Raw genomic sequence first — 25259 nt, 5'->3', positions numbered from 1 at the left:
TACTGGCAGTGCACACCGGCTACACCATGACGGAAAGCAAGCGACAACCTCAGGACGGGGAGTTCGAGTTCAGTGTCCGAAACCGCCTCTACCAGCGAGAACAACCCTTTGCTCCGGCGTGACGTGCCCGCCGACTGGACCGGGACCGACTCCCGCGCCGTCGACACCGTCCGGGTCCTCGCCGCGGATGCCGTCGAGAAGGTCGGCAGCGGTCACCCGGGCACCGCGATGAGCCTCGCCCCGCTCGCCTACACGCTGTTCCAGCGCACCATGCGCCACGACCCGGCCGACCCGCTCTGGCGCGGCCGCGACCGCTTCGTGCTCTCGGCGGGCCACTCCAGCCTCACCCTCTACATCCAGCTGTACCTCGCCGGCTACGGCCTCGAGCTCGAAGACCTCAAGCAGCTGCGCACGTGGGGCTCGCTGACCCCCGGCCACCCGGAGTACGGCCACACCAAGGGCGTCGAGACGACCACCGGCCCGCTGGGCCAGGGCCTGGCCAACGCGGTGGGCATGGCGATGGCCGCCCGTCGCGAGCGCGGCCTGCTCGACCCCGACGCCGCTCCCGGCGAGAGCATCTACGACCACCACATCTACGCGATCGCCTCCGACGGCGACATCGAAGAGGGCGTGACCTCCGAGGCCTCGTCGATCGCGGGCCGCCAGGAGCTGGGCAACCTCATCGTCTTCTGGGACGACAACAAGATCTCCATCGAGGACGACACGAACATCGCGCTGTCCGAGGACACGGTCAAGCGCTACGAGGCCTACGGCTGGCACGTGCAGGTCGTCGAGGGCGGCGAGAACGTCACCGCGATCGAGGAGGCCATCAAGGCCGCCAAGGCGGAGACCGGGCGCCCGTCGTTCATCGCGCTGCGGACGATCATCGGCTACCCGGCGCCCACGAAGATGAACACCGGCAAGGCCCACGGCGCCGCGCTCGGCGCCGACGAGATCAAGGCCGTCAAGGAGATCCTCGGCTTCGACGTCGAGCGCACCTTCCAGGTCGACGACGAGGTCATCACCCACACCCGCAAGGCCCTGGACCGCGGCAAGCAGGAGCACGCCGCGTGGCAGGAGCGCTACGACGCGTGGGCCGAGGCGAACCCGGAGCGCAAGGCGCTGGCCGACCGGCTGGCCACCCGCACGCTGCCCGAGGGCTTCGCCGACAACCTGCCGCACTGGGACCCGGACCCCAAGGGCATCGCGACCCGCAAGGCCTCCGGTGAGGTCCTCAACGCGCTGCGCGACCCGCTGCCCGAGCTGTGGGGCGGCTCCGCCGACCTGGCGGAGAGCAACAACACCACGATGAAGGGCGCCGACTCGTTCGGTCCGGAGAAGGCCACCACCTCCGCGTGGAAGACGAACCCGTACGGCCGGACGCTGCACTTCGGCATCCGCGAGCACGCGATGGGCTCGATCCTCAACGGCATCGCCCTGCACGGCGGCACCCGCCCGTACGGCGCGACGTTCCTCATCTTCTCCGACTACATGCGCCCGCCGGTCCGGCTCGCGGCGCTGATGGGCCTGCCCACGCTGTACGTGTGGACGCACGACTCCATCGGCCTCGGCGAGGACGGCCCGACCCACCAGCCGATCGAGCAGCTCTCCGCGCTGCGCGCGATCCCGGGCCTCAACGTCGTCCGCCCGGCGGACGCCAACGAGACCGCCTACGCGTGGAAGGCCGTGCTGGAGGACGTCCACCACCCGTCGGGCGTCGCGCTGACCCGCCAGAACGTGCCGGTGCTCGAGGGCACCAGCGCCGAAGGCGTGAAGCGCGGCGGCTACGTCCTCGAAGACGCCTCGAACGGCACCCCCGAGGTCGTGCTGATGGCCACCGGTTCCGAGGTCCAGCTGGCCGTCGCGGCCCGCAAGACCCTCGAGGCCGACGGTGTGCCGACCCGCGTCGTGTCGATGCCGTGTGTCGAGTGGTTCGACGCGCAGGACCAGGCCTACCGCGACTCGGTGCTGCCGCCGGCCGTCAAGGCGCGCGTGTCCGTCGAGGCCGGCGTCGCGCAGTCGTGGCACCGCTTCACCGGTGACGCGGGGGTGAACGTTTCGATCGAGCACTTCGGTGCGTCGGCCGACGCCGCCACACTGTTCCGTGAGTTCGGGTTCACCCCGGAGCACGTCGTCGAGGCCGCCCGTCGCTCGATCGCCAACACCAAGAACTGAATTTCCTGAAGGGATGGAAAAGAGTCATGAGCACCACTGATCGGCTCGCGCAGCTTTCGGAGGCGGGCGTCTCCATCTGGCTGGACGACCTCTCCCGCGAGCGGCTGAACACGGGCAACCTCGCCGACCTCATCCGCGACAAGCACGTCGTGGGTGTCACGACCAACCCGACGATCTTCGCCAACGCGCTGTCCCACGGCGAGGCCTACGACGCTCAGGTCAAGGAGCTGGCCGAGCGCGGCGCGGACCTCGACGGCACCGTCCGCGAGCTGACGACCACCGACGTGCGCAACGCCGCCGACCTGTTCCGCGACGTCTACAACGCAACGAACGGCACCGACGGCCGCGTCTCCATCGAGGTCGACCCGCGCCTGGCGCGGGACACCGACAAGACGATCGCCGAGGCCAAGGACCTGTGGAAGGCCGTGGACCGGCCGAACCTGATGGTCAAGATCCCGGCCACCGACGAGGGCCTGCCCGCCATCACCGCGGCGCTGGCCGAGGGCATCAGCATCAACGTGACGCTGATCTTCTCCGTCGAGCGCTACGCGCAGGTCATCGACGCCTACTTCGCCGGCCTGGAGCAGGCGAAGGCGAACGGCCACGACCTCAAGGGCATCCACTCGGTCGCGTCGTTCTTCGTGTCCCGTGTGGACACCGAGGTCGACAAGCGCCTCAACAAGATCGGCACCGACGAGGCCAAGGCGCTGCTCGGCGAGGCGGCCATCGCCAACACCCGGCTCGCCTACGCCAAGTTCGAGGAGCTCTTCGCGAGCGACCGCTGGAAGGCGCTGGCCGCCGCCGGCGCCAACGCGCAGCGTCCGCTGTGGGCCTCGACCGGGGTCAAGGACCCGGCGTACTCCGACACCCGCTACGTCGACCAGCTCGTGGTCCGCGACGTCGTGAACACGATGCCGGAGAAGACCATGGACGCGGTGGCCGACCACGCCGAGCTCACCGGCGACACAGTGACCGGCCGCGGCGCCGAGGCGCAGGGCGTGTTCGACAAGCTGAGCGCGGCCGGCATCGACGTGCCGGACGTGTTCCGCACCCTCGAGACCGAGGGTGTCGAGAAGTTCGAGAAGTCCTGGCAGGAGCTGCTCGAGACGGTGACCGGCCAGCTGAACAAGGCGAAGGGCTGAAGCCAGACCATGACAGGGGACGAAACCGGCGTCGAGCTCGTCGACGCCGAACTGGCAGGCAAGGCGGCGCCGCTGGTCGAGCGCCTCGTCGCCGACCAGGCCGCGTCGAAGCTCGCCGCGCAGGACGCGACGCTGTGGGGACCGGATGCCGAGTCCGAGGCGTCGATCCGGCTCTCGTGGACGTCGCTGCACAAGTCGTCGCGGCCGCTGATCGGTGAGATCGAGGCGCTGCGCACGGAGCTGCAGTCCGAGGGCGTGGACCGCGTGGTGCTCGCCGGCATGGGCGGCTCGTCACTCGCGCCGGAGGTCATCACGGCCACCTCGGGTGTCGCGCTGACCGTGCTCGACACGACCGACCCGGGCCAGGTCGCCGACGCGCTCGCGGGTGACCTCGAGCGCACGGTGATCGTGGTGTCGTCGAAGTCGGGCGGCACCGTGGAGACCGACAGCCACCGGCGCATCTTCGCGAAGGCCTTCACCGACGCGGGGATCGACGCGGCACGGCGGATCGTGGTCGTGACCGACCCGGGCTCGCCGTTCTCGGAGCTGTCCGAAAAGGAGGGTTACCGCAAGACCTTCCTGGCCGACCCGCACGTCGGCGGCCGCTACTCGGCGCTGACCGCGTTCGGCCTCGTGCCGGCCGGCCTCGCGGGCGCGGACATCGCGCGTCTGCTGGACCAGGCCGCCGCGGTGGCCGAGGTGCTGGGCTCCGACTCGGTTGACAACCCGGCGATCAAGCTGGCGGCCGCCTGGGCCGCCGCCCACGAGGGCGGCGCCGAGAAGGTCGTGCTCGCCGACACCGGCTCGGGCATCAAGGGCTTCCCCGACTGGGCGGAGCAGCTGATCGCGGAGTCGACCGGCAAGCTGGGCACGGGCCTGCTGCCCGTCGCCGTCGAGGGCCCCCGGGCCCCCGGCTTCGCCGACGCCAAGTCCGACGCGACCCCGGTCGCCGTCGGTGCCGCCGAAGGTGCCGCGAAGATCTCGGTGACCGGCCCGCTCGGCGCGCAGTTCCTGCTGTGGGAGTTCGCGACCGCGCTCGCCGGACGGCTGATCGGGATCAACCCGTTCGACCAGCCCGACGTCGAGGCCGCGAAGAAGGCCGCGCGGGCGTTGCTGGACGAGCCGGAGAAGCTGTCCGGCAAAGAGACTCCGGCCACTGTGGACGGTTCCGTCGAGGTGTTCGGCTCGGAAGGTGTTGCCACGGAAGGAAAGCTGGTGGACGTGCTGCGCGCGTTCTTCGGCTCGGTCGCCGACGGCGGCTACTTCGCGGTGCAGGCCTACCTCGACCGGCTCGACGACGCGTCGACCTCGCTGCTGCGCGGCGAGATCGCCAAGCGCACCGGCGTGCAGACGACGTTCGGCTGGGGTCCGCGGTTCCTGCACTCCACCGGGCAGTACCACAAGGGCGGCCACCAGAACGGCAGCTTCCTCCAGATCACCGGCGCGGTCGCCGAGGACCTGGCCGTGCCGGACCGCCCCTACACCCTGGGACAGCTGCAGCACGCGCAGGCTCTCGGCGACGGTCAGGTCCTCGCCGAGCACGGCCGCCCCGTGCTGCGGCTGCACCTGACCGACCGGGCCGCCGGGCTGGCCGAGCTCGTGCGCGCCGTACAGGAGGCCGGCGAGTGACGACCTGGCAGAACCCGCTGCGGGACCCGCGCGACAAGCGCCTCCCGCGCATCGCGGGCCCGTCGAGCCTGGTGATCTTCGGGGTCACCGGCGACCTGGCCCGCAAGAAGCTCATGCCCGCCATCTACGACCTGGCCCACCGCGGCCTGCTGCCCGCCGGCTTCTCGCTGGTCGGGTTCGCGCGCCGCGACTGGGAGCACCAGGACTTCGGCGAGCTGGTGCACGACTCGGTGCGCGAGCACGCGCGGACGCCGTTCAAGGAGTCGGTCTGGAACCGGCTCGCCGAGGGCATCCGCTTCGTGCAGGGCACGTTCGACGACGACGACGCCTTCGACCGCCTCGCCCAGACGGTGAAGGACCTGGACGCCGAGCGCGGCACCGGTGGCAACACGGCGTTCTACCTCTCGATCCCGCCGGGCGCGTTCCCGGTGGTGACGAAGCAGCTGGCCCGTTCGGGCCTGGCCGACACCGACGCCACGACCTGGCGCCGCGTGGTCATCGAGAAGCCGTTCGGCCACGACCTCAAGAGCGCCAAGGAGCTCAACGGGATCGTGAACGACGTCTTCCCCGAGGAGTCGGTGTTCCGCATCGACCACTACCTCGGCAAGGAGACGGTGCAGAACCTGCTGGCGCTGCGCTTCGCCAACCAGATGTTCGAGCCGATCTGGAACGCCAACTACATCGACCACGTGCAGATCACCATGGCCGAGGACATCGGCCTCGGCGGCCGCGCGGGGTACTACGACGGGATCGGCGCCGCGCGCGACGTCATCCAGAACCACCTGCTGCAGCTGCTCGCGCTGACCGCGATGGACGAGCCGCTGTCGTTCGAACCGAAGGCGCTGCGCGCGGAGAAGGCGAAGGTGCTGGCGGCGACCATGCCGATCCGGCCGTTCGACGAGACCACCGCGCGCGGGCAGTACGCCGGCGGCTGGCAGGGCGGCATGAAGGTGCCGGGCCTGCTGCAGGAAGCGGGCTTCGCGAAGGACTCCAAGACCGAGACCTACGCCGCGGTGACGCTGGAGGTGCAGAACCGCCGCTGGGCGGGTGTGCCGTTCTACCTGCGCACCGGCAAGCGGCTCGGCCGGCGCGTCACGGAGATCGCCGTGGTGTTCAAGCGCGCGCCGCACCTGCCGTTCGACTCCACCTCCACCGAGGAGCTGGGCCAGAACGCGCTGGTCATCCGCGTGCAGCCCGACGAGGGCATCACGCTGCGGTTCGGCTCGAAGGTGCCGGGGACCACGATGGAGGTCCGCGACGTCACCATGGACTTCGGCTACGGCCACGCCTTCACCGAGTCCTCCCCCGAGGCGTACGAGCGGCTGATCCTCGACGTGCTGCTGGGCGAGCCGTCGCTGTTCCCGGTGAACGAGGAGGTCGAGCTCTCCTGGGAGATCCTCGACCCGATCCTGGAGCACTGGGCCAAAGAAGGCGCGCCCGAGCAGTACGCGCCGGGCACGTGGGGTCCGCAGAGCGCCGACGAGATGTTGGAGCGTACGGGCCGGAACTGGAGGCGTCCGTGATCATCGACCTGCCATCCACCACGACTTCGCAGCTGAACAAGAAGCTGGTGGAGATCCGCGACCAGGGCGGTCAGGTCGCGCTGGGCCGGGTGCTGACCCTGGTCATCGTGGCGGACGACGACGCCAAGCTCGAGGAGGCCATCGAGGCCGCGAACCACGCCAGCCGGGAGCACCCGTCGCGCGTGATCGTGGTCGCGAAGGGCGTCCGCACGGCGGCTCCGCGCATCGACGGCCAGATCCGCGTGGGCGGCGACGCCGGTGCGAGCGAGGTCATCGTGCTGCGCCTCTACGGGCCGCTGGCCGCGCAGGGCCAGAGCGCGGTCGTGCCGCTGCTGCTGCCCGACGCGCCGATCGTCACGTGGTGGCCGGGCGCGGGCCCGAAGGCCCCGGCGGAGGACCCGCTGGGCCAGATCGCGCAGCGGCGCATCACCGACTCGGCCGCGGAGAAGAGCCCCATAAGGGCTCTGACCACGCGGGCGAAGGCCTACGTGGAGGGCGACACCGACCTGGCGTGGACGCGGCTGACGCACTGGCGTGCGCAGCTCGTGTCGGCGCTGGACCTGCCGCCGTACGAGAAGATCACGTCGGCGACCGTGACCGGTGAGGCCGACTCGCCGTCCACGGAGCTGCTCGCGGGCTGGCTCGCCGAGTACCTCAAGGTGCCGGTGAAGCGGATCAAGAGCTCCAGCGCCCAGGGCATCATCTCCGTCGAGCTCGAACGGCGTTCGGGCGCGGTGGAGCTGACCCGGCCCGACGGTCGCGTCGGCACGCTGACGCAGCCGGGCCAGCCGACGCGGCGCATCGCGCTGCAGCGGCGGAGCAACCCGGAGTGCCTGGTGGAGGAGCTGCGCCGGCTCGACCCGGACGAGGTCTTCGAGGCGGCGCTGCACGGGCTGCCGAAGATCTCCGCACCGGCGACCGCGGCGAAGGCCGGTTCGGCTACGTCCGCGGCGGCGAAACCGAAGGCCGCGGCCAAGGCTCCGGCGAAGAAGGCCGGCAAGGCCAAGGCGGAAAAGAGCGCTTCGTGAGCCGCACGGAGGTCGTCGTCTACGAAAACGCCGATCTCCTGGCGGCCGCCGCGGCAGCGCGGCTGGTCACCCGGATCGTCGACGTGCAGGCCGCCAAGGGCTCGGCCTCGGTCGTGCTCACCGGCGGCGGCACGGGCATCGCGGTGCTCGAGGAGCTCAACCGCTCGAGCGCGCGTGACGCGATCGACTGGTCGCGCCTGGACGTCTACTGGGGCGACGAGCGGTTCGTCCCGGCCGAGTCGGACGAGCGCAACGAGAAGGGCGCGCGCGAGGCCCTGCTGGACCACGTGCCGCTCGACCCGAAGCGGGTGCACGTGATGGCACCGTCGGACGGCGAGTTCGGTGACGACGTGGACGCCGCGGCCGCGGCGTACGCGGAGGTGCTGGCCTCGCAGGCGGGCCCGGACGAGGGCGGCGTGCCCGCGTTCGACATCTGCCTGCTCGGCCTCGGCGGGGAGGGGCACACCGCTTCGGTGTTCCCGGACTCCCCCGCTGTGCACGAGACGCGGCTTTCGGTGGTGGCGGTGCGCGACTGCCCCAAGCCGCCGCCGACGCGCGTTTCGCTCACGCTCACGGCCATCCGCCGCGCGCGTGAGGTGTGGCTGATGACGGCCGGCGAGGCGAAGGCCGAAGCCGTGTCGCTGGCTCTCGCGGGTGCGCCGGAGGTGCAGGTGCCCGTGTCGGGTGCCCGCGGCTACCGGCGGACGCTGTGGCTCCTGGACCGCACGGCGGCCGGGAAGCTGACGAAGGTGTACGAGCCGCCGACCGCGTGACGCTCGCTGGTTCTCGAAGGCCGCTCCGGGTTCGCCCGGGGCGGCCTTTTTCTGTCTCTCGGCCGCCGCTCGCAGGCGTTTCACGGCCCTGACCGTGGGTTTCTGGGCCTGCTCGACCGGCTGACGCGCGCCACCCGTAAGCGTGAAGATCATTCATGTGCCGAACGGAGCAGTGACGACTACTCCATCAAGCGGCTCACCAGTATGTGGGATCACCCGTAAGGTGAACGTAGGGTGTTGTGATCGACACGAGGTGACGTCAGACTTCTTCACGTCACCCTAACGCCGCAGTGATGGAGATCAGACGACCAAATTTGTGGGTGCGGGTGAAACTTACCGTCGTCACACGTCTCTTCGTTAGCATCCGCACATTTGTTGCTCGCCGCGCGTCCCGATCGGGTGTCCGGCGCATCTCATCATCAAGTCCACAAGACGAATGGGGTCGCCGCATGAGCACTGAGGGACTCTCGATTCCAGGAATCTCGATGGGCAGCCCCGGCGCGGGGGCCGCCGATCGGGTCCGGCCGTTCAGCCTGAGCGGTGTGTTCGCTTCGCTGCGCCGGCCGATCGCGACGACGGTCGGGGTCGAGGCCGTCGCCGTGCTGCTGGCCGTGCTCGACGTGTGGCTGGTGATCCCGCCGAAGGCCCCGCCGTACTCGATCTACCTGTCGGCGGCCGCGTGTCTCGCGGTGGTGCTGCGGCGGAAGCTCCCGTTCCTCGCCGTGGTGCTCGCGGTGCCGGGCTTCCTCGCCGGGTGGGCGCAGCTGGCGTCGATGATCACGCTCGGCACGCTCGCGACCAAGCGCCAGATCCACTGGCAGACGTGGGTGGGCGCCGGACTGGTCTTCACCTGCCGGTTCGTGCAGTGGCCGCTGGACGACTTCGCGCAGCTCAGCTGGCGCGAGCACGTGCTCGACGGCATCTACGGCGTGCTCGTGGCGGGCATGCCCATCGCGATCGGCCTGCTGATCGGCGCCCGCGCGGAGATCTCCGCGAAGCTCGCCGAGCTGGCCAAGAGCCGCGACCGCGAACGCCGCTTCCACGCCGACGCCGTGCGCGCCGAGGAACGCGCCCGCCTGGCCCGCGAGATGCACGACGTGGTCTCCCACCAGATCACCCTCATCGCCATGCAGGCCGGCGCCCTGCAGGCCCAAGCCACCGACGGCCCCGCGCTGCAGACCGCGCAGGTCATCCGCCAGCTCTCGACCCGCACGCTGGAGGAGCTGCGTTCACTCGTGAGCGTGCTGCGCTCCGGCGCCGAAGACGACGGCCCCCGCCCCGGCATCGGCGAGCTGGACCACCTGATCCGCACCGCCGACGTCCCGGTCCACCTGACGGTCGAGCGCCTGCCGGACACCGTGCCGAGCCAGGTGTCGGCCGCCGCGTACCGCACCGTGCAGGAGTGCCTCACCAACGTCCACAAGCACGCCCCCGGCGCCACCGCCACCATCCGCATCCAGGGCGGCAGCGGCGCCCTGAACATCGAGGTCCGCAACGAACGCGCCGAACGCGCCGGCGAGCACCTCCCCTCGGGCGGCCACGGCCTCACCGGCCTCGCCGAACGCGCGCGCCTGCTGGGCGGCAGCTTCGAAACCTCGGACACCGAAGACGGCGGTTTCCGTGTGCGGGCCCGGTATCCCCTGGACCGCTGACCCTCTGACCTTCCCCGGTCCCCCGTAGGTCGAAGGGGTGGCCCCGGTGCGCGAGCCGCGATCCGGCTGCATCCGGGAGCCACCCCTTCGCCGCGTCTTGGGGTCGGCGACAGCCCGCTCGGTACCCGGAACCACGGGCCGGCCGGGTCGGCTTTCGGTGCACGAGGGCCCTGTGTCCACCGCCCACTCGGGCCAGCCCGCCCGCGGGGCGGGAATCTCGCCGCCGGCGAGTTCGGCGGCGTCAGTCGGCCTCGCTCATCGGGAATGTCTGATTGCGGTGTTGTTTCCTGGCGGTGTGCGATACGGGCGAAATGGACGGTCTTGTCCACGGGCAGGTAGACCACCCGGCATGATCCCCGACCGGCTTCCCGGCAGCGATGCCGTAATTCCGGACGGTGTCGGGGTTACCCGGGGTTCAAACCTGGCCTGCGCCGCAACGACCGCACCGCAACCAGTCAGGCCACGAGCGCCCGCACCGGGAACAGCCGTGCGGAACCAGTCCCGGAAACGCGAAAACCACCGGCCAGAGCCGAACCGAATCGGCCTGGTCGGTGGTCTCCGACAGGAAAACCTAGATCAGTTCCCGGCGCTGACGCAGCCGCTCGAGGGCCTCGGCGAGGATCGCTTCGCCGTCGGCGTCGCTGCGGCGCTCCTTGACGTACGCGAGGTGCGTCTTGTAGGGCTCGGTGCGGGGCGCGGCGGGCGGGTTCTGCTCGTCCTGTCCGCCGGGCAGACCGCAACGCGGGCAGTCCCACTCGTCGGGGATTTCGGCCTCCATCGCGAACGACGGGCGGGCCTCGTGGCCGTTTGCGCACCAGTAGGAGATCCGGCGCCGCGGCGCTGACTCACCCCGCTCCGATTCGCCCGAAGGACCGGCACCCACCCGGGTGCCTCGAATCGCGTTACCGCCAACCATGAATCCTCACACCTAGGAATCGGCGGCGCGCCCCCCAATAGGCACGCCGATGCACACGGAGCCCCTGACTCGCCGGCCCCGAGCGGGGAGTCCGGTCAGACCTTGAGCAGCAGGCCGAGGCCCACGATGCTGATCAGCCAGATGGCACCCAGCAGCAGGGTGATCCGGTCGAGGTTCTTCTCGGCCACGCTCGAGCCCGAGAGGCTGGACTGCATACCGCCGCCGAACAGCGACGACAGACCGCCACCCCGGCCGCGGTGGAGCAGCACGGCCACGACCAGCAGCACGCTGGAGACGATCAACAGGATTTGCAGGAACAGCTTCATGTCATCCTCTGTGCTCATCGGAGAATGCAGGGGTACGGCTCGATTTCACCGTACCCCTGGACTCGTCCACTGCTGTGTGACGGACCGGATACACAGGTTACCCGGTAGTGGCCTCGATCAGGGCAGGGGGCCACCCGCCGCGAGTGCGCAGAGTTTGGTGAACTCGTCACCGTCGAGGCTCGCGCCACCCACGAGAGCACCGTCGATGTTCTCGCAGCCCACCAGCTCGCCCACGTTGCCCGACTTCACCGAACCGCCGTAAAGCACCCGAACGGCCGAAGCGACCTCGTCGCCGTACTTCTCCGCCAGCACCGTACGGATGGTCTTGCAGACTTCCTCGGCGTCGGCCGGCGTCGCGACCTTGCCGGTGCCGATGGCCCACACCGGCTCGTACGCCACGACGACGTCCTTGACCTGCTCGGCCTTGAGCCCCTTGAGGCCCTCGATGAGCTGCGTCGTCGCGTGCGCGTGGTGCTCGCCGGCCTCGCGGACCTCGAGCTTCTCGCCGACGCACAGGATCGGCGTGATCCCGTGCTTGACGGCCGCGCGCACCTTCTTGTTGACCAGCTCGTCGGTTTCGGCGTGGTACTCGCGCCGCTCCGAGTGGCCGATGGTGACGAAGGAGCAGCCCAGCTTCGCGAGCATCGGGCCCGACACGTCACCGGTGTAGGCACCGGAGTCGTGCGGGGACACGTCCTGCGCGCCGTAGGTGAGCGACAGCTTGTCGCCGTCGGTGAGGGTCTGCACGCTGCGGATGTCCGTGAACGGCGGCAGCACCGCCACGTCCACCTTCGCGTAGTACTTCTCCGGCAACGCGAAGGCGATCTTCTGAACCAAGGCGATGGCCTCGAGGTGGTTCAGGTTCATCTTCCAGTTGCCGACGATCAACGGCTTGCGTGCCACTAGTGCTTCTCCTCCAACGCCGAGACGCCGGGCAGTTCCTTGCCCTCCAGGTACTCCAGGGAAGCGCCGCCGCCCGTGGAGATGTGGGAGAAGCCGTCCTCGGGCAGGCCCAGCTGCCGCACCGCGGCCGCCGAGTCACCGCCGCCGACCACGGTGAAGGCGTCGCTCTTCACGAGCGCCTCGGCGACGGCACGCGTGCCGCCCGAGAACGCCTCGAACTCGAACACGCCCATCGGGCCGTTCCAGAACACGGTGGCGGCGTCGGCCAGCTTGCTCGCGAACAGCTCGCGCGAGGCCGGGCCGATGTCGAGGCCCTGGCGGTCGGCCGGGATGGCCGTGGCGGCCACGACCTCGTGCTCGGCGTCGGCCGCGAACTCGGTGGCGGCCAGCACGTCGACCGGCAGCACGAGCTCCACGCCGCGCTTCTCGGCTTCGGCCAGGAAGCCCGACACCTGGTCGAGCTGGTCGGCCTGCAGCAGCGACTGGCCGACCTCGTGGCCCTGGGCCTTGAGGAAGGTGTAGGCCATGCCGCCGCCGATGAGCAGGCGGTCGACCTTCGTCAGCAGGTTCGCGATCACGCCGAGCTTGTCCGACACCTTCGCGCCGCCGAGCACCACCACGTAGGGGCGCTTGACATCGTCGGTGAGCTTCTTCAGCACGTCGAGCTCGGCCAGCACGAGACCACCCGCGTACGCCGGGAGCACCGCGGCGATCTCGTAGACCGAGGCCTGCTTGCGGTGCACCACGCCGAACCCGTCGGACACGAACGCCCCGCCGGGGACGAGCGCGGCCAGCTCGGCGGCCAGCTCGGAACGGTCCACGGCGTCCTTGCTGGTCTCGCGCGCGTCGAAGCGCACGTTCTCCAGCAGCGCGACGCCGCCGTCGGCGAGGCCGCCGACGAGCGCCTTGGCCGAGTCGCCCACGAGGTCACCGGCGAGCGGGACCTCGGCGCCGAGCAGCTCGCCCAGCCGCTTCGCGACGGGCGCGAGCGTGTACTTCGGGTCGGGTTCGCCCTTGGGGCGGCCCAGGTGCGCCGTGACGACGACCTTGGCGCCCGCCCCGGAGAGCTTCTCGATCGTCGGCAGGGCCGCGCGGACGCGGCCGTCGTCGGTGATCTTGGACCCGTCGAGCGGGACGTTCAGGTCGCTGCGCACGAGTACGTAGCGGCCCTGAACGCCTTCGCTCAGCAGGTCTTCGAGGTTCTTGACCGTCATCGGGTTCAGGAGAGCTTCGAACCGACGAGCTTGACCAGGTCGGCGAGGCGGTTGGAGTAGCCCCACTCGTTGTCGTACCAGCCGACGACCTTGACCTGGTTGCCGATGACCTTGGTCAGCGGCGCGTCGTAGATGCACGACGCCGGGTCGGTGACGATGTCGGCCGACACGATCGGGTCCTCGTTGTAGCGCAGGTAGCCCGACAGCGGGCCCTCGGCGGCGGCCTTGTACGCGGCGTTGACCTCTTCCAGCGTCGCCGACTTGGTCAGCGTGACGGTGAGGTCGGTGGCCGAGCCGGTCGGCACCGGGACGCGCAGCGCGTAACCGTCGAGCTTGCCCTGCAGCTCCGGCAGCACCAGGCCGATGGCCTTCGCGGCGCCGGTCGAGGTCGGCACGATGTTCAGCGCGGCGGCGCGGGCGCGGCGCATGTCCTTGTGCGGCGCGTCCTGCAGGTTCTGGTCCTGCGTGTACGCGTGGATGGTGGTCATCAGGCCCTGCTCGATGCCGAACGCGTCCTGCAGGACCTTGGCCAGCGGGCCGAGGCAGTTGGTGGTGCAGGAGGCGTTGGAGATGATGACCTGCGAGCCGTCGTACTTGTCGTCGTTGACGCCCAGCACGATGGTCAGGTCCTCACCCTTGGCGGGCGCGGAGATGATGACCTTCTTGGCGCCGCCGGCGATGTGGGCCTTCGCGGCGTCGGCGTTGGTGAAGAAGCCCGTCGACTCGACGACGACGTCCACGCCCAGGTCGCCCCACGGCAGGTTCGCCGGGTCGCGCTCCGCCAGGGCCTTGATGGTCTTGCCGTCGACGACGATGCCGTCGTCGTTCAGGCTGACCTCGCCCGGGAAGCGACCGAGGATGGAGTCGTACTTGAGCAGGTGGGCCATCGTCGCGACGTCGCCGAGGTCGTTGAACGCGACGACCTCGATGTCGTGACCGCTCGCCTTCACGGCGCGGAAGAAGTTGCGGCCGATCCGGCCGAAGCCGTTGACACCTACGCGAACGGTCACTGCTGCCACTCCTCTTATCGCTGTGTTTCCGAACCGGGGCCCACGCCCCGGAAGACTTCCGGGCTCGGCGCAACCCTAGCGTGCGGGCACGGCCGACCCTGACTGCCCCGACGAGACTTCCACCACTGCGCCGAACCGTCAAGAATCGATTAAGAAGCCAGCTCACAAGCTTGCGACACGAAATCCGGCGGTGTCACACGAGGGGGTGCGGACCACGCGCTTGATCGGTCTTGGTGCCGTGGTTCACGCGGTGGGTGGGCGGTCGGGTGGAGTCCGGAAGGTCGGGATCGGGGTCGTGCCGCTCTGTGCGCCGGGCGCGTGAGCGGGTGCTCGCAGCCATCGGCGATCACGGCGCGCCGCTCGCCGGCGCGTTCAGGCGGACAGCTCGCGTTCGGCCGGGGTGCGGAACTTCGGGACCACCCGCGTCTCCCCCAGCCACGTCGTCAGGCGGGCGGCTTCGGCTTCCAGAGCGGCCGTGCGGTCGGCGCCGACGTCTTCCAGGAGCCGCAGCGCGACCTCGCCGGAGGGGCGCTGGGCCCAGGCGCCGACGACACGGCCGTCGCACCAGGCGGTGGGGCCGATGTTGCCGCTGCGGTCGAAGAGGGCGGGGCGGTGGGGGCCGAGGTACCAGTCACGGGCGGACCAGCCCATGGGCGTCGGGTCGAGGGCGGGGAGGAGGGCGACCCAGGGCGCCGGTTCGGGGACGGGCTCGAGGTCGCCGGCCGCGGCGATGCCGGGTTCGCCGTCGAGGTCGACCTCGACGGGCGCGACGGCCGCGAGGGCCTGTTTGGTCTGGCCGGCCGTCCAGCCGGTCCACCAGCGCAGGTCGGCGACGGGCGCCGGGCCGAAGGCGTGCAGCCAGCGCCGCGCGAGCTCGGCGCGGGCGTCGGCGGGCGGGATCGCGGGCAGGCCGCCGGGGAGCCAGCCGTCGAGCGGGGCCCAGTGGTACTGCGTGCTGAGCCAGCTGCCACGCGGGCGCCCGCGCACGATGCGGCCGTCGACGGCGAGCTGGAAGAGCACGCGGCTGGTGACGTTGCCGATCGCCGCGTACGGCTTGCCCTTGGCCATGTGGAGCTGCTGGCGCAGGCGCGGCTCGTCGTCGACCAGGTCTTGCGCGGTGGCGGATCCCCTGGCGCGCAAGGCTTTCTCGACACTCGCGGCGACGTCGGCGAGCCAGCCCGGCGGATCCTCGACGTTGGTGGGGTGCCCGACCGTGCCGAGGTGCTGTTCGAGCAGTTTTCGTTGTTTCACCGCGATATCGCTCGCGCAGCCGGCCTGGACGAGCGCCGCCGTGGCCACCTCGGCGACGAACACCGTGCGGCGCATGCCGAGGAGCCGCAGCACCGTGCGGTCTTCGTACAGCGCGCGCTCGACATCGGCCACGCCCACCTCCGGCACCCGCGCCCACGCGGCGAGGAACACCGACGCCGGGTCGGTCGCGTGCAGGGCGACGACCCCGGCCGCGGCTTCTTCGACGGTGGCCGCGGGAACCGCGAGGTGGTGGCGCACGCCGAGCCGGGCGCGGCGCTGCGCGAGGGAGATCTTCACTCGCTCGTTCTACCAGCGGGCACCGACAAAAACGTCTCGTCGCGGCCCGGCCGCCCGTTCTACGCTCGGGAGATGGTCACGCCTGCGCACTTCGCGGCCTTCGCCGCCCTGACGTTCCTCATGGTCGTGGTCCCCGGGCCCAGCGTGCTGTTCACCATCAGCCGCGCGCTCACCGTGGGCCGCCGCGACGCGCTGCTCACCGTGCTGGGCAACGCCACCGGCGTCTACGCGCAGGTGGTGGCCATCGCGTTCGGGCTCGGCGCGGTCGTCACGACGTCGGCCACCGTCTTCACCGCGATCAAGCTCGCGGGCGCGCTCTACCTCGTCTACCTGGGCGTGCAGGCGATCCGCAAGCGCCGCAAGCTCGCCGACGCCATGGCCGCGGCCGTGCGCACCACCCCGGGCCGCACGCTCACCGTGCTGCGCGACGGCTTCATCGTCGGCTTCGCGAACCCGAAGTCCATCGTCTTCCTGGCCGCGCTGCTGCCCCAGTTCGTCGACCCGGCCGCCGGCTCGGTGCCCGCGCAGATGCTGCTGCTCGGCCTCTGCCTGCCGGTGATCGCGCTCGCGTCGGACACCGCGTGGGCCCTGGTCGCCGGCACGGCCCGCACGTGGTTCGCCCGCTCGCCACGCCGCCTCGAACTCGTCGGCGGCACCGGCGGCCTGGTGATGATCGGCCTCGGCGCGACGCTCGCGTTCACCGGCCGGAAGGACTGACACCGCTTCGGCGCGGAGCTGGTGACGATCGAGTCGACCTGTGCCCCGAAATGCACTCGGACCGCGACGGCTTCCCCCTCCCGTGCGGATCCGGACCGAGGCGGATCGGCCGGGCCAGTGGTGGAGGAAGCCCTGACCACGCTGCTCTCGGGCGCCGGATTCGGGCTCGATCGCGCAAACCCTTCGCGCAACCTGACCCCGGAGGAAGCGGAACGCAAGATCGCGTTCACCGGCCGGAAGGACTAACCCAGCGCGGCCACCAGGTCGCCGTGCCACGGTTCGGGGAGGGTGTCCGGCGAGACCACCACCTGGTCGGCGCCCGCGGCGTGGTACTCGCGCAGCCGGGACACCACCGTGTCGAAGGAGCCGTGGACGGTGACCCCGTCGACGAGGCGGTCGGAGAGGTCGGCGACGTCGGCGGGGGTGAAGCCCATGCGGCGGAAGTTGGCGGCGTAACCCGGGACGCCGGCCAGGAAACGCAGCGAGCCGCTGCGCACGATGTCGCGGGCGCGGGCCGGGTCGGGCTCCGCGACGACGGTGACCAGGACCGCCAGGCCCGGGCCGGGGCCGAGCAGCTCGCGCGCGGAGGCGACGTAGTCGGGCGTCACGAGGAACGGGTACGCGGCCGAAGCGCGGTCGCGGGCCAGTTCGAGCATGCGGGGGCCCAGTGCGGACAGCACGCGCCGCGAAGCGGGGACCGCGGTGTCCAGCTCGTCGAGGTACGCCGAGAGCGTCGCAAGGGGACGGCGGCCGTGGGCGCCGCCGAGGCCGGGCAGCCAGCGGCCGGCGTGGGTGGCCGCCAGTGACCGGTACGCCGTCGCCACGGTCTCGGCCGGGACCCGGTCCACGGAGAGGATCCCGTTGGCCACGGTGATCCGCCGCGTCGCGCGGACGAGGTCGGGGACGAGCGCCAGGTTGTCCCCCTGGCCGCCCGGCACCCACAAGGTGGAGTAGCCGAGTTCCTCCAGCCGCACGGCCGCGTCGACCGCGGCAGCCGAGTCCGTGGTGCCGAACGCGGGAGTCGCGGCACCCAGGGGGCCCAGTTCGCTCATGCCGGGGGCAACTCCCCCGGCCTCGGCACTGTTCCGCGTCACGCGGGTTGTTCGTCCACAGCGGAATCCTCGGCCGCCTCGAGGACCGGCTCGCTCACCTTCGCGAACATCCGCGTCGCCGAGAGCCGGGCCACCCCGTCCGGCTCGCCGAGGTCCTCCAGGGAGTTGCGGATGGTCGAGTCCACCGACAGGTACTTGCGCCCGGCGCGCAGGTCGGCGTCGTTGCGCAGGCGGACGATCAGCGGGAACTCCGCGAGCGCGCCGGCGTCGAACAGGCCCGTCGTGTAGATCAGCTGCACGCCCAGCGCCTCCGCGACGGCGCGCTGCAGCTCCAGCAGATAGCCCGCCGACGCGCGGCCGATCGGGTTGTCGAGAAACAGCACGCCGGAGTGACGGTTGCGGGCCTTGCCGCGGTTGTTCGCGCGCAGCGCCGCGAGCGTGCAGTACAGGATGATCGCCGCGGTGAGCTGCTGGCCGCCGGAGAACACGTCGCGGATCTCGGACACGCGCTGGCGTTCGGTGCGCAACACGGAGTCCGGCTTGAGCATGTCGACGCGGAACCCCTTGGGCGCGGCCACCTGAACGCCGCGCAGCACGAGGGAAAGGCCGTCGCGCTTCACGTCGCGGCCGTCGGCCGTCTTGCCCACCGCGGCCTCGTCCACGACCTCGCCGAGCTTCTCGGCCAGCACGTTGTCCTCGAGCTCGGTGAAGCGGATGCGCAGGAACTCCTGGCCCGACCAGTCGCCGAGGCCGTCGGGCAGCCGCGACACGCGCTGGGCCGAGCGCAGGGTGCGCAGCGCGCCGTCGACCATGCCCTGCAGGCGCGTGATGATGCCGCCGCGGTGCCGGTCGATCTGGGCGAGGTCGTCGGTCAGCGTGCGCAGCCGCGGCCGCAGGGCCTCGGCCCACTCGGCCGCGTGGCCGGGCAGCTGGTCCCGCTTCACCGCGATCACCTGCTGGCGCACGGGCGTGCTCAGCTTCTCGAAGCGCTTCTCCGTGGCGTACTGCGCCAGCTGGTCCGCGGCCGCGCGCACCCGGCGGTCGCCCGCGTCGGCGGCTTCCTGCGCGGTCGTCAGCACGGTGTTGAGCTGCGAATGCTTGGCGCGAGCCGATTCCACGTCACCGTCGTACGCCTCGGCCGGATCCTCCGGCAGCAGGTGCGCGAGCGATTCGCCGAGCAGCCCGAAGCCGGACGCCGACGCCTTCGCCGCGTCGAGCGTCGCCTCCGCCGCCGCGCGCCGCTCCTGCAGCTCTTCCCACGTGCGGGCCGCCGCCGAGACCTCCAGCGAAGCGGCGTCGATCAGCTCCAGGCCGTGCTCGATGTCGCGGGGCCGCTCGGCGGGCGAGGCCGCGCCGGTCTGCAGCGGCAGCACGTCGAGCTCCGCCCGCCGCGTGGACACCTGCCCGATCGCCTCGGTGCGGTCCTCCTCGACGGCATCGACCACGCGGCGCGCGCGGGCCAGCGCGGCCGCGCGCGCCGAGGCGTCGGAGCCGTCCGGCGTCTCCAGCAGCTCCGCCGCCCGCGTGCGCACGGCTTCGTCCAGCGCTTCCAGCGCCGAGCCCGCCGCGGCTTCCGCCGATTCGGCCTGCTCCAGCTCCGCGCGCAGGTCGCTGCCGACCTCCACCTTCGCGTAGGCCTCCGAGGCCGACGCGAACGTCCGCCGCAGCGCGTCCACGGGTTCGGCCGGCACCTCGGCGTCGTCGGTGACCTCGGCGGCGCCCGGCACCTCGGCCAGCTCGGACCGTGCGGTGGTCGCCGTGCGGCGGTGCCCGTCCGCGGTCCGTTGCTCCTCCCCCGCCTGCTCACGCAGCCGAGCAGCGCGGGCCGCCGCGTCGGCCGCCGTGGCCTCCGCGCGCTCGGCGATCTCCGTGGCCCGCTCGACCTCCTCGGTCCACTCGGCGACGCGGGTGGCCCGCGTCGAGAGCTCGCCCAGCCGGCGGGCCTTCTCCTCGCTCTCGGCCACGGCCACGCGCAGCGCCGGCACGCGCTCGCGCAGCGCCGCCGCCTTTTCGCTCAGCCGCGCGAACTCCGCCTCCGCCTGCCCCAGCGCCGTCTGCGCGGTTTCCCGGGCCACGCGGGCGCTTTCGGCCTGCTCGGCGAGCGTGGCGATCGCCCCGGCCGGGTAGTCCTCGCGCCAGGTCGTGAGCTTCCACGTCAGTGCACCGTCGGTGGCGAGCGCACCGGCCAGCTGCTCCAGGCGGCGCTGGCGGTCGGCGTGCCGCAGCGCCACGGCCTCGCGTTCGGTGTCGGCCGCTTCCTCGTCGTACATCGCGGGGTTCGGCGGCACGAGGAACTCCACGCCCGCCGCGGCCCCGCCGTCGTCGCTCTGGAACGCCTCGGTGGTACCCACCGCGATCACCGCGCTGGGCAGCAGCCGCCCGGCGGCCAGCACCTCACGCGCCCGCGGCACCTGCGCGGCGTCGTTCAGCAGCACGCCCGCGACGAGCTGCGGCAGGCGCTCCAGCACGTCGGCGCGCCGGCCGGCGTCCAGTTTGGACAGGTAGCGCCAGCCCGACCACGCCGTGATCCCGGCTTCCTCCAAGGCGTCCAGTGCCGACTGCACATCGTGCGGCGGCGGCAGCAGCCCGCCGGAACCGAGCGCGGCCAGCGCGCGCTCGTCGGCCGACTCCTCCATCCGCAGCGCGGTCTGCTCCTTCTCGACGGCCGCGCTCGCTTCGCGAAGCCGTTGCAGCAGAACGGGAAGGTCGCTTTCGAGGCGCACGTCGTCGGCGCCGAGCAGCTCGACGAGCCGGGGTTCGACGGCGAGCGCGTCCGTCCGCCGGTGCGCCCGGTCGAGGTCCTCCGCCGCGCGCACCAGCCGGTCCTGAGTGGACCCGGCGAGCTGGTTCGCCTCGTTCACGGCCCGTTGCGCCGCCTGAAGATCCTCGGCCGCGCGGTCCAGTTCCTGCTCACGGCGGCCCAGCTCGGCCGCCGACTCGTCGGCCTCGATCCGGGCCGCGCGCGAAGCCTCCGCGACGTCGGCGCCGGCCGTCAGCAGTCCACTTCGGACCGACGTCGAGATTTCCTCGCGCAGCTCGGCGATCCGCGAGGACAGTCCCCGCGCCTCGGCTCGCCGAGAGGCCGCCAGGTTCGCGGCCTCGTCCCGATCGGTCTGCGCCTTCTCCGCCTCCGCGCGCAACGCGTCGGCGTGGGCCTCGGCCTTGTCCGCCTGGCGCTGCGCGTCGCGCGCCAGCGCCGTCAGACCACGCGCCAGCGCCGACGCCGCGGAATTGCGGGCGGCCAGCGCGGGCTTCGCCTTCTCCTCGCGGTTGCCGACGAGCTCGCGCAGGTCCTTCGCCTTGCGGGAGGCATTCAGGTGGTTCAGCACGGTCGCGGTCTCGCGCCACGCCTCGGCCGCCGTCTTCGCGTCGGCCAGCTCCGCGTCCACGCGCTGACGTGCTTCCTGCGCCTCTTCCAGCCGCAGCACGGCGACGAGCCGGCGCAGCTCCGTGACGCCCGCGGCGAGCCGGCGGTGGTCGCCCTCCGCCAGCTTCTCCGCCGACTTCACCTCGTCGACGTGTTCTTCGAGCCCGGAAAGCCGTGCGTTCTCCAGCTCGTTGCGCGCGTGGATCCGGCCGGCGAGCTCACGCAGGTCCGCGCGGGCCGACTCGGCGATCCGGCGCGACGCGGCGGCCACGCCCTCCTCGTCGGCGAGCGGGCCGAGCAGCTCGAGCGCGCCCTCCACGAAGTCCTTCTCCGCCAGCAGATCGCCGCGCTGCGCGAGGTTGTGCGCATACGTCGACACGACCTCGGCGAGGTCCTTCGGCTCGTCCTCCGACAGCACGGCGCGCAGCAGGAACTCCACGAAGGCCTCGTCGGTGGAGAACTGGAACGCGTCCGCCGCCTCGCCCTCGCCCGCGTTCATCGCGCGCTGGTAGCGGAACAGCTCGGTGTCGAGACCGAGCGAGTCGAGCCGCCCGGTCCACTCGTGGTGGCGCCGTGTCCAGGACAGCTCCAGCTCCGGCTCGGCCATCGCCGCCGCGGCGATCCGGTCGTGGAAGCCGGACATCGTGAGCAGCCGGCCGTCCTCGGTCAGCGGCAGCGAGTCGAGGCCGAGCTCCTGCGTGGGGCGGAAGCAGTACCAGGAGTCGACGAGGTTCTCCGAGTCCGCCGACGTCACGTGCCCGCGCCACTCCGAGACCTTGCCGGTGATCACGCGATGCCCGGTCTCCACGTGCAGCCACTCCAGCGCCACGTGCGAGACGTCCTTGGCCGCCACGAACTTCTCCAGCACCTTCGTGCTCGTGGTCCCCACCACCTGGCGGCGGCCGGGCAGCATCACGGAGAAGATCAGCTTGATCAGCACCGACTTGCCGCCGCCGTTCTCCAGGAACAGCACGCTCGCCGGAGAGGGCCGGCGCACCGGTCCCCCGGCGTGGATGCCTGCGCTGAACAGCGCGTCCTGCTTCGGCGCGGTGATGGTGGCGCCGACGCCGCTGAAGTCCAGCACCACGTCCTGGTAGCGGGCGCCCGCGGGGCCCACAGAGTGCAGGCGGACCCGCGAAAGCTCGTACATCGAATCCCCTCTACTGCAACGTGTCCGAAGAGGCCGCGCGCAGCGTTCCCCCCGCGCTCGCGACCGCGACGACGTCGAGCGCGAGCAGGTCGTCGAACGCGGCGTCGGCGGCCAGCTCGCGCACCTGGATCTGGTACCGCGGCGTGGTGCGGTAGGTGCCGCCCTGCTCGTCGCTCACCGGCACCAGGAACCCCTGGTCGGCGAGGAACCGCAGGGCGCGCGCGACCATGCCCCGGGTGGTGTCGGCGGCCATGCGGCCGTCCTTCGTGGCCGCCGCGGCCGGGCGCCGGGCGTAGGCGCGCCACGCCTGCTCCAGCTCCGGCGCGTCGGCCAGCGGGTCGTTGTTGGCTTCGGCCTGCTGCGCGCGCTCGTCGAGCATGCGCGCGGCCTCGCGGACCATCGCGTCGACCTGCTCCACGCTCACGCGGCCGATGTAGGTGTCGTTGGCGAGGTCGTCGGGCCTCGGGTAGGCCAGCGCCGCGGCGGCGAGGTGAATGAGGCCGTGGATGACCTTCTCCGTCTCGCGGCGCTCGCGGATCTTGGCCTGGCGCGCGTAGCTGTCCATCTTGATCTCGAAGATCGACTCGTCGACGGCGGCCAGCACGGCACCCGCCTGCTGGTTGACCTCCAGCACCATCAGCCCCAGGCCCGACGCGACGGCGTGGGTCAGGGCCTTGAACGCGTTGTCCTCGGCGTAGCGGCGCACCAGCTCGCCGTAGACGACGTCGCGGGCGGGCAGCTGCTTCGGGCGCATGCCGAACGCGACGAGGCGCGCGGCGGCCTCGGCGTCGACGCTCGTGTGGGTCACGGGCATCAGGCGACCTCCTCGCTGTCTTCGGCGGTTTCGGTGTTCTCTTCGGCGCGCTCGACCTCGGCGGTGGACAGCAGCAGGTCGGCACCGCCGAACTCGGGGTCGTCCAGCAGCGTGCCGTCGTCGACGGCCAGCAGCACGTGGCGTTCCCCCTGGCGGCGCGCGGCGCCGACCTCGGGACTGTAGGCGTGCAGGGCGCGCAGCGCGACCAGGGTCGCCAGACCGGGTTGCTTCGTGCGGCGCGCGTCCTCCAGCAGACCGGACAGGCGGCGCGGCACGTCGGGCAGGTCGAGCAGGTCGTCGGCGAGGCGCCACACGTTGTCGCCGAAGCGGTCGGTGTCCTCGGCCGGCATCAGCTCGGGCTCGGGGATCTCGCCCACGAGCTGGTCGCGCTCCGGCGCGGGCCGCAGCAGCAGCGAGACGAGCGAGGACAATGCGGGCACCACCGGCGGCGTGATGCCCGCGACCGCGTGGAAGAAGTGCTCGGCGGGCGCGACGGCGTCGGCCAGCGGCAGGCCGAGCGTCGGGACGAGGAGCTGGCCGAACAGGTCGATCGTCGCGCGCTGCGGCGGGCCGGAGAACTGCTGGCGGTCCTGTTCGGCGCGGAACACGGCGCCGGCGGCGGCCAGGCGCGACTGCAGCCGTGTGTGGCGGCGGATGCAGTCGGCGACGATGTCCACGAGCTCGGCCGCGCGCCGCTTGTGGTCCGGTTCCTCCGACTCGTCGCGCGCGGTGGTGATGTTCTTGAGGATCGCGTTCTCCGCGCGGAAGCGGGACTCGATGTGCCCGAGCGCGGAGTCGATCAGGTCCGGCACCTCGAGCTCCCAGTCGACGGCGCGCACGTCGCGGCGCGTGGCGTCGAGCTTGGCGCGCAGCGTCTCGCCGTACTGCACGGTGCGGTAGCGCGCCTGCTCGGCCGCGAGCTTCGCGTCGGCGAGCCGGCCGCGGTTGATCAGGTTCTCGAGCTTCACCTCGGCCGCGATCTGGGCCGACTCGACGTCGGTGTCCAGCGCGCCGACGAGCACGTTGATGGCCTCGTCGGTGGCGCGCAGGTAGACCTCGCCGTCGGGCGCGGCCAGCTCGACGAGCAGCTTGAAGTCGAACTGGCGGCGCTGGTAGCCGCCGGGGCCCATCGAGCCGTAGACGCGCCGGAAGCCGCGATCGGTGGTGCCGACGTTGATGAGGTTGTCCAGCACCCACTTCGCCACGCGCACGTGCTCCTCGGGCGTGCGCGAAGGCGCCTGCTGCGCGATGAACGGCAGCAGGCGGTCGATGACCCGGTCGTGACCCGCGCCGGTGTCGAAGTCCATGGCGATGGTGACCTGGTCGATCGTGTGCAGCGCGATCTCGGCCATCTGGTAGATCGTCGCGTCGGCCCAGTCGAGCTTGGCTTTGCGCGCGTCGAGGTCATGCAGCGGCGCGGTGCACGCGAGTGCCTTCAGCCGGCGGGTCAGCCCCTCGTCGGCCAGGCCCGCGAACCCCATGTCGTCGTCTCGCACAGCAGGCCAGGCTAGTCGGCCTGCTCAGGCGCCCGCACACGCGGACGGCTAGCGTGACCCACATGCGTGAGATGAGCAGGGACGAGTGGTGGGCGTTCGCGACCGAAGGCACGCGGACGGGGATGCTGGGAATCGTGCGCGCCAACGGCGCCCCGGTCGTCACGCCGATCTGGTTTCTGCTGAACGAGGGCCCCGACGGTGACGAAATCGTGTTCACCACGGGCACGGACACGCTGAAGGGCAAGGCGCTGCGCCGCGAGCCGCGGCTGTCGCTGGCCGTCGACGACCAGAAGCCGCCGTATTCCTACGTGCAGTTCACGGCCGAGGCGACCCTGCACCACGACCTCGACGAGATGCTCGACTGGGCGACCCGGCTCGGCGGCCGCTACATGGGCGCGGACCAGGCCGAGGCGTACGGCAAGCGCAACGCCGTGCCGGAGGAATCGCTCGTTCGGGCGAAAATCACGAAGGTGATCGCGCGGGCGGACATCGCGGGCTGAACCAGCCCGCCGTGCGACGAGCCGAATGTCGTCCTCGTGCCGGACGTGACCCGGGAGTCGGTCGCGTGCGCCGGCGCCCTGGACCGGTTGCCCCGGCTCGGCCCCGGCGTGCGTCCGCCTGGTCGCTGGACGTGCCGGACGGCACCGGGCTGGACGCGGATCGGCGAACTCGCCACCCTGCTTGCCGCGTTGCGGTGCGGAGAACAACGCTTCTCGAGAAGCACTTCATCGTGATCCCCGCGCTGACGACGGACGCCGTCGAGCGGACCGTGGCGGAACTGGGCCGCCGCGGAGAGTTGGCCTGGCTGCCGACTGATCCCCGGT

The 25259-nt window shown here is 71.6% G+C and carries 20 protein-coding genes; 10 read left to right on the top strand and 10 right to left on the bottom strand.

Translation table 11 applies throughout. The annotated features are described in order from the left end of the window. Positions 1-72: 72 nt before the first annotated feature. The 7 genes from tkt to AB0K15_RS09780 all read left to right on the top strand — a co-directional run bounded on the left by tkt (position 73) and on the right by AB0K15_RS09780 (position 9922). Positions 73-2175, top strand: coding sequence for a transketolase (gene tkt, locus AB0K15_RS09810; RefSeq protein WP_364047697.1), 2103 nt, complete (start codon positions 73-75; stop codon positions 2173-2175). Positions 2176-2201: 26 nt separating this feature from the next. After that, entirely contained in the window at positions 2202-3317 is a 1116-nt protein-coding gene (gene tal / locus AB0K15_RS09805; protein WP_364047695.1) for a transaldolase, read from the top strand. A 9-nt stretch (positions 3318-3326) separates the two neighbouring features. After that, positions 3327-4946 (top strand): glucose-6-phosphate isomerase, encoded by a 1620-nt coding sequence (locus AB0K15_RS09800; protein WP_364047693.1) that lies wholly within the window; start codon positions 3327-3329, stop codon positions 4944-4946. After that, on the top strand, positions 4943-6469 hold the full coding sequence (gene zwf, locus AB0K15_RS09795; RefSeq protein ID WP_364047691.1) for a glucose-6-phosphate dehydrogenase: 1527 nt from the start codon (positions 4943-4945) through the stop codon (positions 6467-6469). Before AB0K15_RS09800 ends, zwf begins: the two co-directional genes overlap by 4 nt. After that, positions 6466-7497, top strand: coding sequence for a glucose-6-phosphate dehydrogenase assembly protein OpcA (gene opcA, locus AB0K15_RS09790; RefSeq protein WP_364047689.1), 1032 nt, complete (start codon positions 6466-6468; stop codon positions 7495-7497). The genes zwf and opcA overlap by 4 nt, the downstream gene beginning before the upstream one ends. Next, entirely contained in the window at positions 7494-8270 is a 777-nt protein-coding gene (gene pgl / locus AB0K15_RS09785; protein ID WP_364047687.1) for a 6-phosphogluconolactonase, read from the top strand. Before opcA ends, pgl begins: the two co-directional genes overlap by 4 nt. Positions 8271-8755: 485 nt before the next feature. Further along, positions 8756-9922, top strand: a complete 1167-nt coding sequence (locus AB0K15_RS09780; protein ID WP_364047989.1) for a histidine kinase — start codon at positions 8756-8758, stop codon at positions 9920-9922. A 571-nt stretch (positions 9923-10493) separates the two neighbouring features. Here AB0K15_RS09780 and AB0K15_RS09775 read toward each other — a convergent pair. The 6 genes from AB0K15_RS09775 to AB0K15_RS09750 all read right to left on the bottom strand — a co-directional run bounded on the left by AB0K15_RS09775 (position 10494) and on the right by AB0K15_RS09750 (position 15839). Next, positions 10494-10838 carry an RNA polymerase-binding protein RbpA gene (locus AB0K15_RS09775; protein WP_220238699.1) on the bottom strand — a complete coding sequence of 115 codons (345 nt, stop codon included), beginning with the start codon at positions 10836-10838 and terminating at the stop codon, positions 10494-10496. 95 nt (positions 10839-10933) lie between these two features. Then, the gene (gene secG / locus AB0K15_RS09770) at positions 10934-11164 is read right to left on the bottom strand and encodes a preprotein translocase subunit SecG (protein ID WP_220238698.1); all 231 of its coding nucleotides are present in this window, start codon (positions 11162-11164) and stop codon (positions 10934-10936) included. A 117-nt stretch (positions 11165-11281) separates the two neighbouring features. Next, complete coding sequence (gene tpiA, locus AB0K15_RS09765; RefSeq protein WP_364047684.1) at positions 11282-12067, bottom strand: triose-phosphate isomerase; 786 nt, start codon at positions 12065-12067, stop codon at positions 11282-11284. Further along, positions 12067-13281 carry a phosphoglycerate kinase gene (locus AB0K15_RS09760; RefSeq protein ID WP_364047682.1) on the bottom strand — a complete coding sequence of 405 codons (1215 nt, stop codon included), beginning with the start codon at positions 13279-13281 and terminating at the stop codon, positions 12067-12069. Before AB0K15_RS09760 ends, tpiA begins: the two co-directional genes overlap by 1 nt. Positions 13282-13286: 5 nt before the next feature. Further along, positions 13287-14291: a type I glyceraldehyde-3-phosphate dehydrogenase gene (gene gap / locus AB0K15_RS09755; RefSeq protein ID WP_364047680.1), complete on the bottom strand. Its 1005-nt coding sequence runs from the start codon at positions 14289-14291 to the stop codon at positions 13287-13289. Between the two features lie 372 nt (positions 14292-14663). Further along, positions 14664-15839: a winged helix DNA-binding domain-containing protein gene (locus AB0K15_RS09750; protein WP_364047678.1), complete on the bottom strand. Its 1176-nt coding sequence runs from the start codon at positions 15837-15839 to the stop codon at positions 14664-14666. Positions 15840-15911: 72 nt separating this feature from the next. On the opposite strand from AB0K15_RS09750, the gene AB0K15_RS09745 reads away from it, so the two are divergent. Beyond that, on the top strand, positions 15912-16556 hold the full coding sequence (locus tag AB0K15_RS09745) for a LysE family translocator (RefSeq protein ID WP_364047676.1): 645 nt from the start codon (positions 15912-15914) through the stop codon (positions 16554-16556). Positions 16557-16673: 117 nt separating this feature from the next. After that, positions 16674-16802, top strand: a complete 129-nt coding sequence (locus tag AB0K15_RS09740; RefSeq protein ID WP_364047674.1) for a hypothetical protein — start codon at positions 16674-16676, stop codon at positions 16800-16802. Here the strand turns inward: AB0K15_RS09740 and AB0K15_RS09735 are convergent. Genes AB0K15_RS09735 through AB0K15_RS09720 form a run of 4 tightly spaced genes read right to left on the bottom strand, consistent with a single transcriptional unit; the run spans position 16799 to position 24420 of the window. Then, on the bottom strand, positions 16799-17608 hold the full coding sequence (locus AB0K15_RS09735) for a TIGR03620 family F420-dependent LLM class oxidoreductase (protein ID WP_364047672.1): 810 nt from the start codon (positions 17606-17608) through the stop codon (positions 16799-16801). The genes AB0K15_RS09740 and AB0K15_RS09735 overlap by 4 nt on opposite strands. Positions 17609-17646: 38 nt before the next feature. Continuing rightward, entirely contained in the window at positions 17647-22125 is a 4479-nt protein-coding gene (locus AB0K15_RS09730; protein WP_364047670.1) for a hypothetical protein, read from the bottom strand. Positions 22126-22135: 10 nt separating this feature from the next. Then, positions 22136-22939, bottom strand: a complete 804-nt coding sequence (locus AB0K15_RS09725) for a hypothetical protein (protein WP_220238690.1) — start codon at positions 22937-22939, stop codon at positions 22136-22138. Next, positions 22939-24420, bottom strand: a complete 1482-nt coding sequence (locus AB0K15_RS09720; RefSeq protein ID WP_364047987.1) for a hypothetical protein — start codon at positions 24418-24420, stop codon at positions 22939-22941. Before AB0K15_RS09720 ends, AB0K15_RS09725 begins: the two co-directional genes overlap by 1 nt. A 77-nt stretch (positions 24421-24497) precedes the next feature. Here AB0K15_RS09720 and AB0K15_RS09715 point away from each other — a divergent pair, with 77 nt between their 5' ends. Next, a complete protein-coding gene (locus tag AB0K15_RS09715) occupies positions 24498-24935 on the top strand; it encodes a PPOX class F420-dependent oxidoreductase (protein WP_364047667.1) in 438 nt (145 codons plus the stop codon). Positions 24936-25259 lie beyond the last annotated feature (324 nt).

This window comes from Amycolatopsis sp. NPDC049253 (assembly GCF_040678995.1).
In the GTDB taxonomy this organism is placed as follows: Bacteria; Actinomycetota; Actinomycetes; order Mycobacteriales; family Pseudonocardiaceae; genus Amycolatopsis.
Note: the sequence above shows the minus strand (reverse complement) of the source record. Positions and strands in the feature narration are given on the sequence as shown.

Excerpts from the sequence above, each read along its gene's own strand:
- tal (WP_364047695.1), top strand. The coding sequence starts at position 2,202 with ATGAGCACCACTGATCGGCTCGCGCAGCTTTCGGAGGCGGGCGTCTCC.
- AB0K15_RS09735 (WP_364047672.1), bottom strand. The coding sequence starts at position 17,608 with ATGAGCGAACTGGGCCCCCTGGGTGCCGCGACTCCCGCGTTCGGCACC.
- AB0K15_RS09780 (WP_364047989.1), top strand. The coding sequence starts at position 8,756 with ATGGGCAGCCCCGGCGCGGGGGCCGCCGATCGGGTCCGGCCGTTCAGC.
- AB0K15_RS09745 (WP_364047676.1), top strand. The coding sequence starts at position 15,912 with ATGGTCACGCCTGCGCACTTCGCGGCCTTCGCCGCCCTGACGTTCCTC.
- AB0K15_RS09725 (WP_220238690.1), bottom strand. The coding sequence starts at position 22,939 with ATGCCCGTGACCCACACGAGCGTCGACGCCGAGGCCGCCGCGCGCCTC.
- secG (WP_220238698.1), bottom strand. The coding sequence starts at position 11,164 with ATGAAGCTGTTCCTGCAAATCCTGTTGATCGTCTCCAGCGTGCTGCTG.
- AB0K15_RS09775 (WP_220238699.1), bottom strand. The coding sequence starts at position 10,838 with ATGGTTGGCGGTAACGCGATTCGAGGCACCCGGGTGGGTGCCGGTCCT.
- AB0K15_RS09800 (WP_364047693.1), top strand. The coding sequence starts at position 3,327 with ATGACAGGGGACGAAACCGGCGTCGAGCTCGTCGACGCCGAACTGGCA.
- AB0K15_RS09760 (WP_364047682.1), bottom strand. The coding sequence starts at position 13,281 with ATGACGGTCAAGAACCTCGAAGACCTGCTGAGCGAAGGCGTTCAGGGC.
- AB0K15_RS09715 (WP_364047667.1), top strand. The coding sequence starts at position 24,498 with ATGCGTGAGATGAGCAGGGACGAGTGGTGGGCGTTCGCGACCGAAGGC.
- AB0K15_RS09730 (WP_364047670.1), bottom strand. The coding sequence starts at position 22,125 with ATGTACGAGCTTTCGCGGGTCCGCCTGCACTCTGTGGGCCCCGCGGGC.
- AB0K15_RS09720 (WP_364047987.1), bottom strand. The coding sequence starts at position 24,420 with ATGGGGTTCGCGGGCCTGGCCGACGAGGGGCTGACCCGCCGGCTGAAG.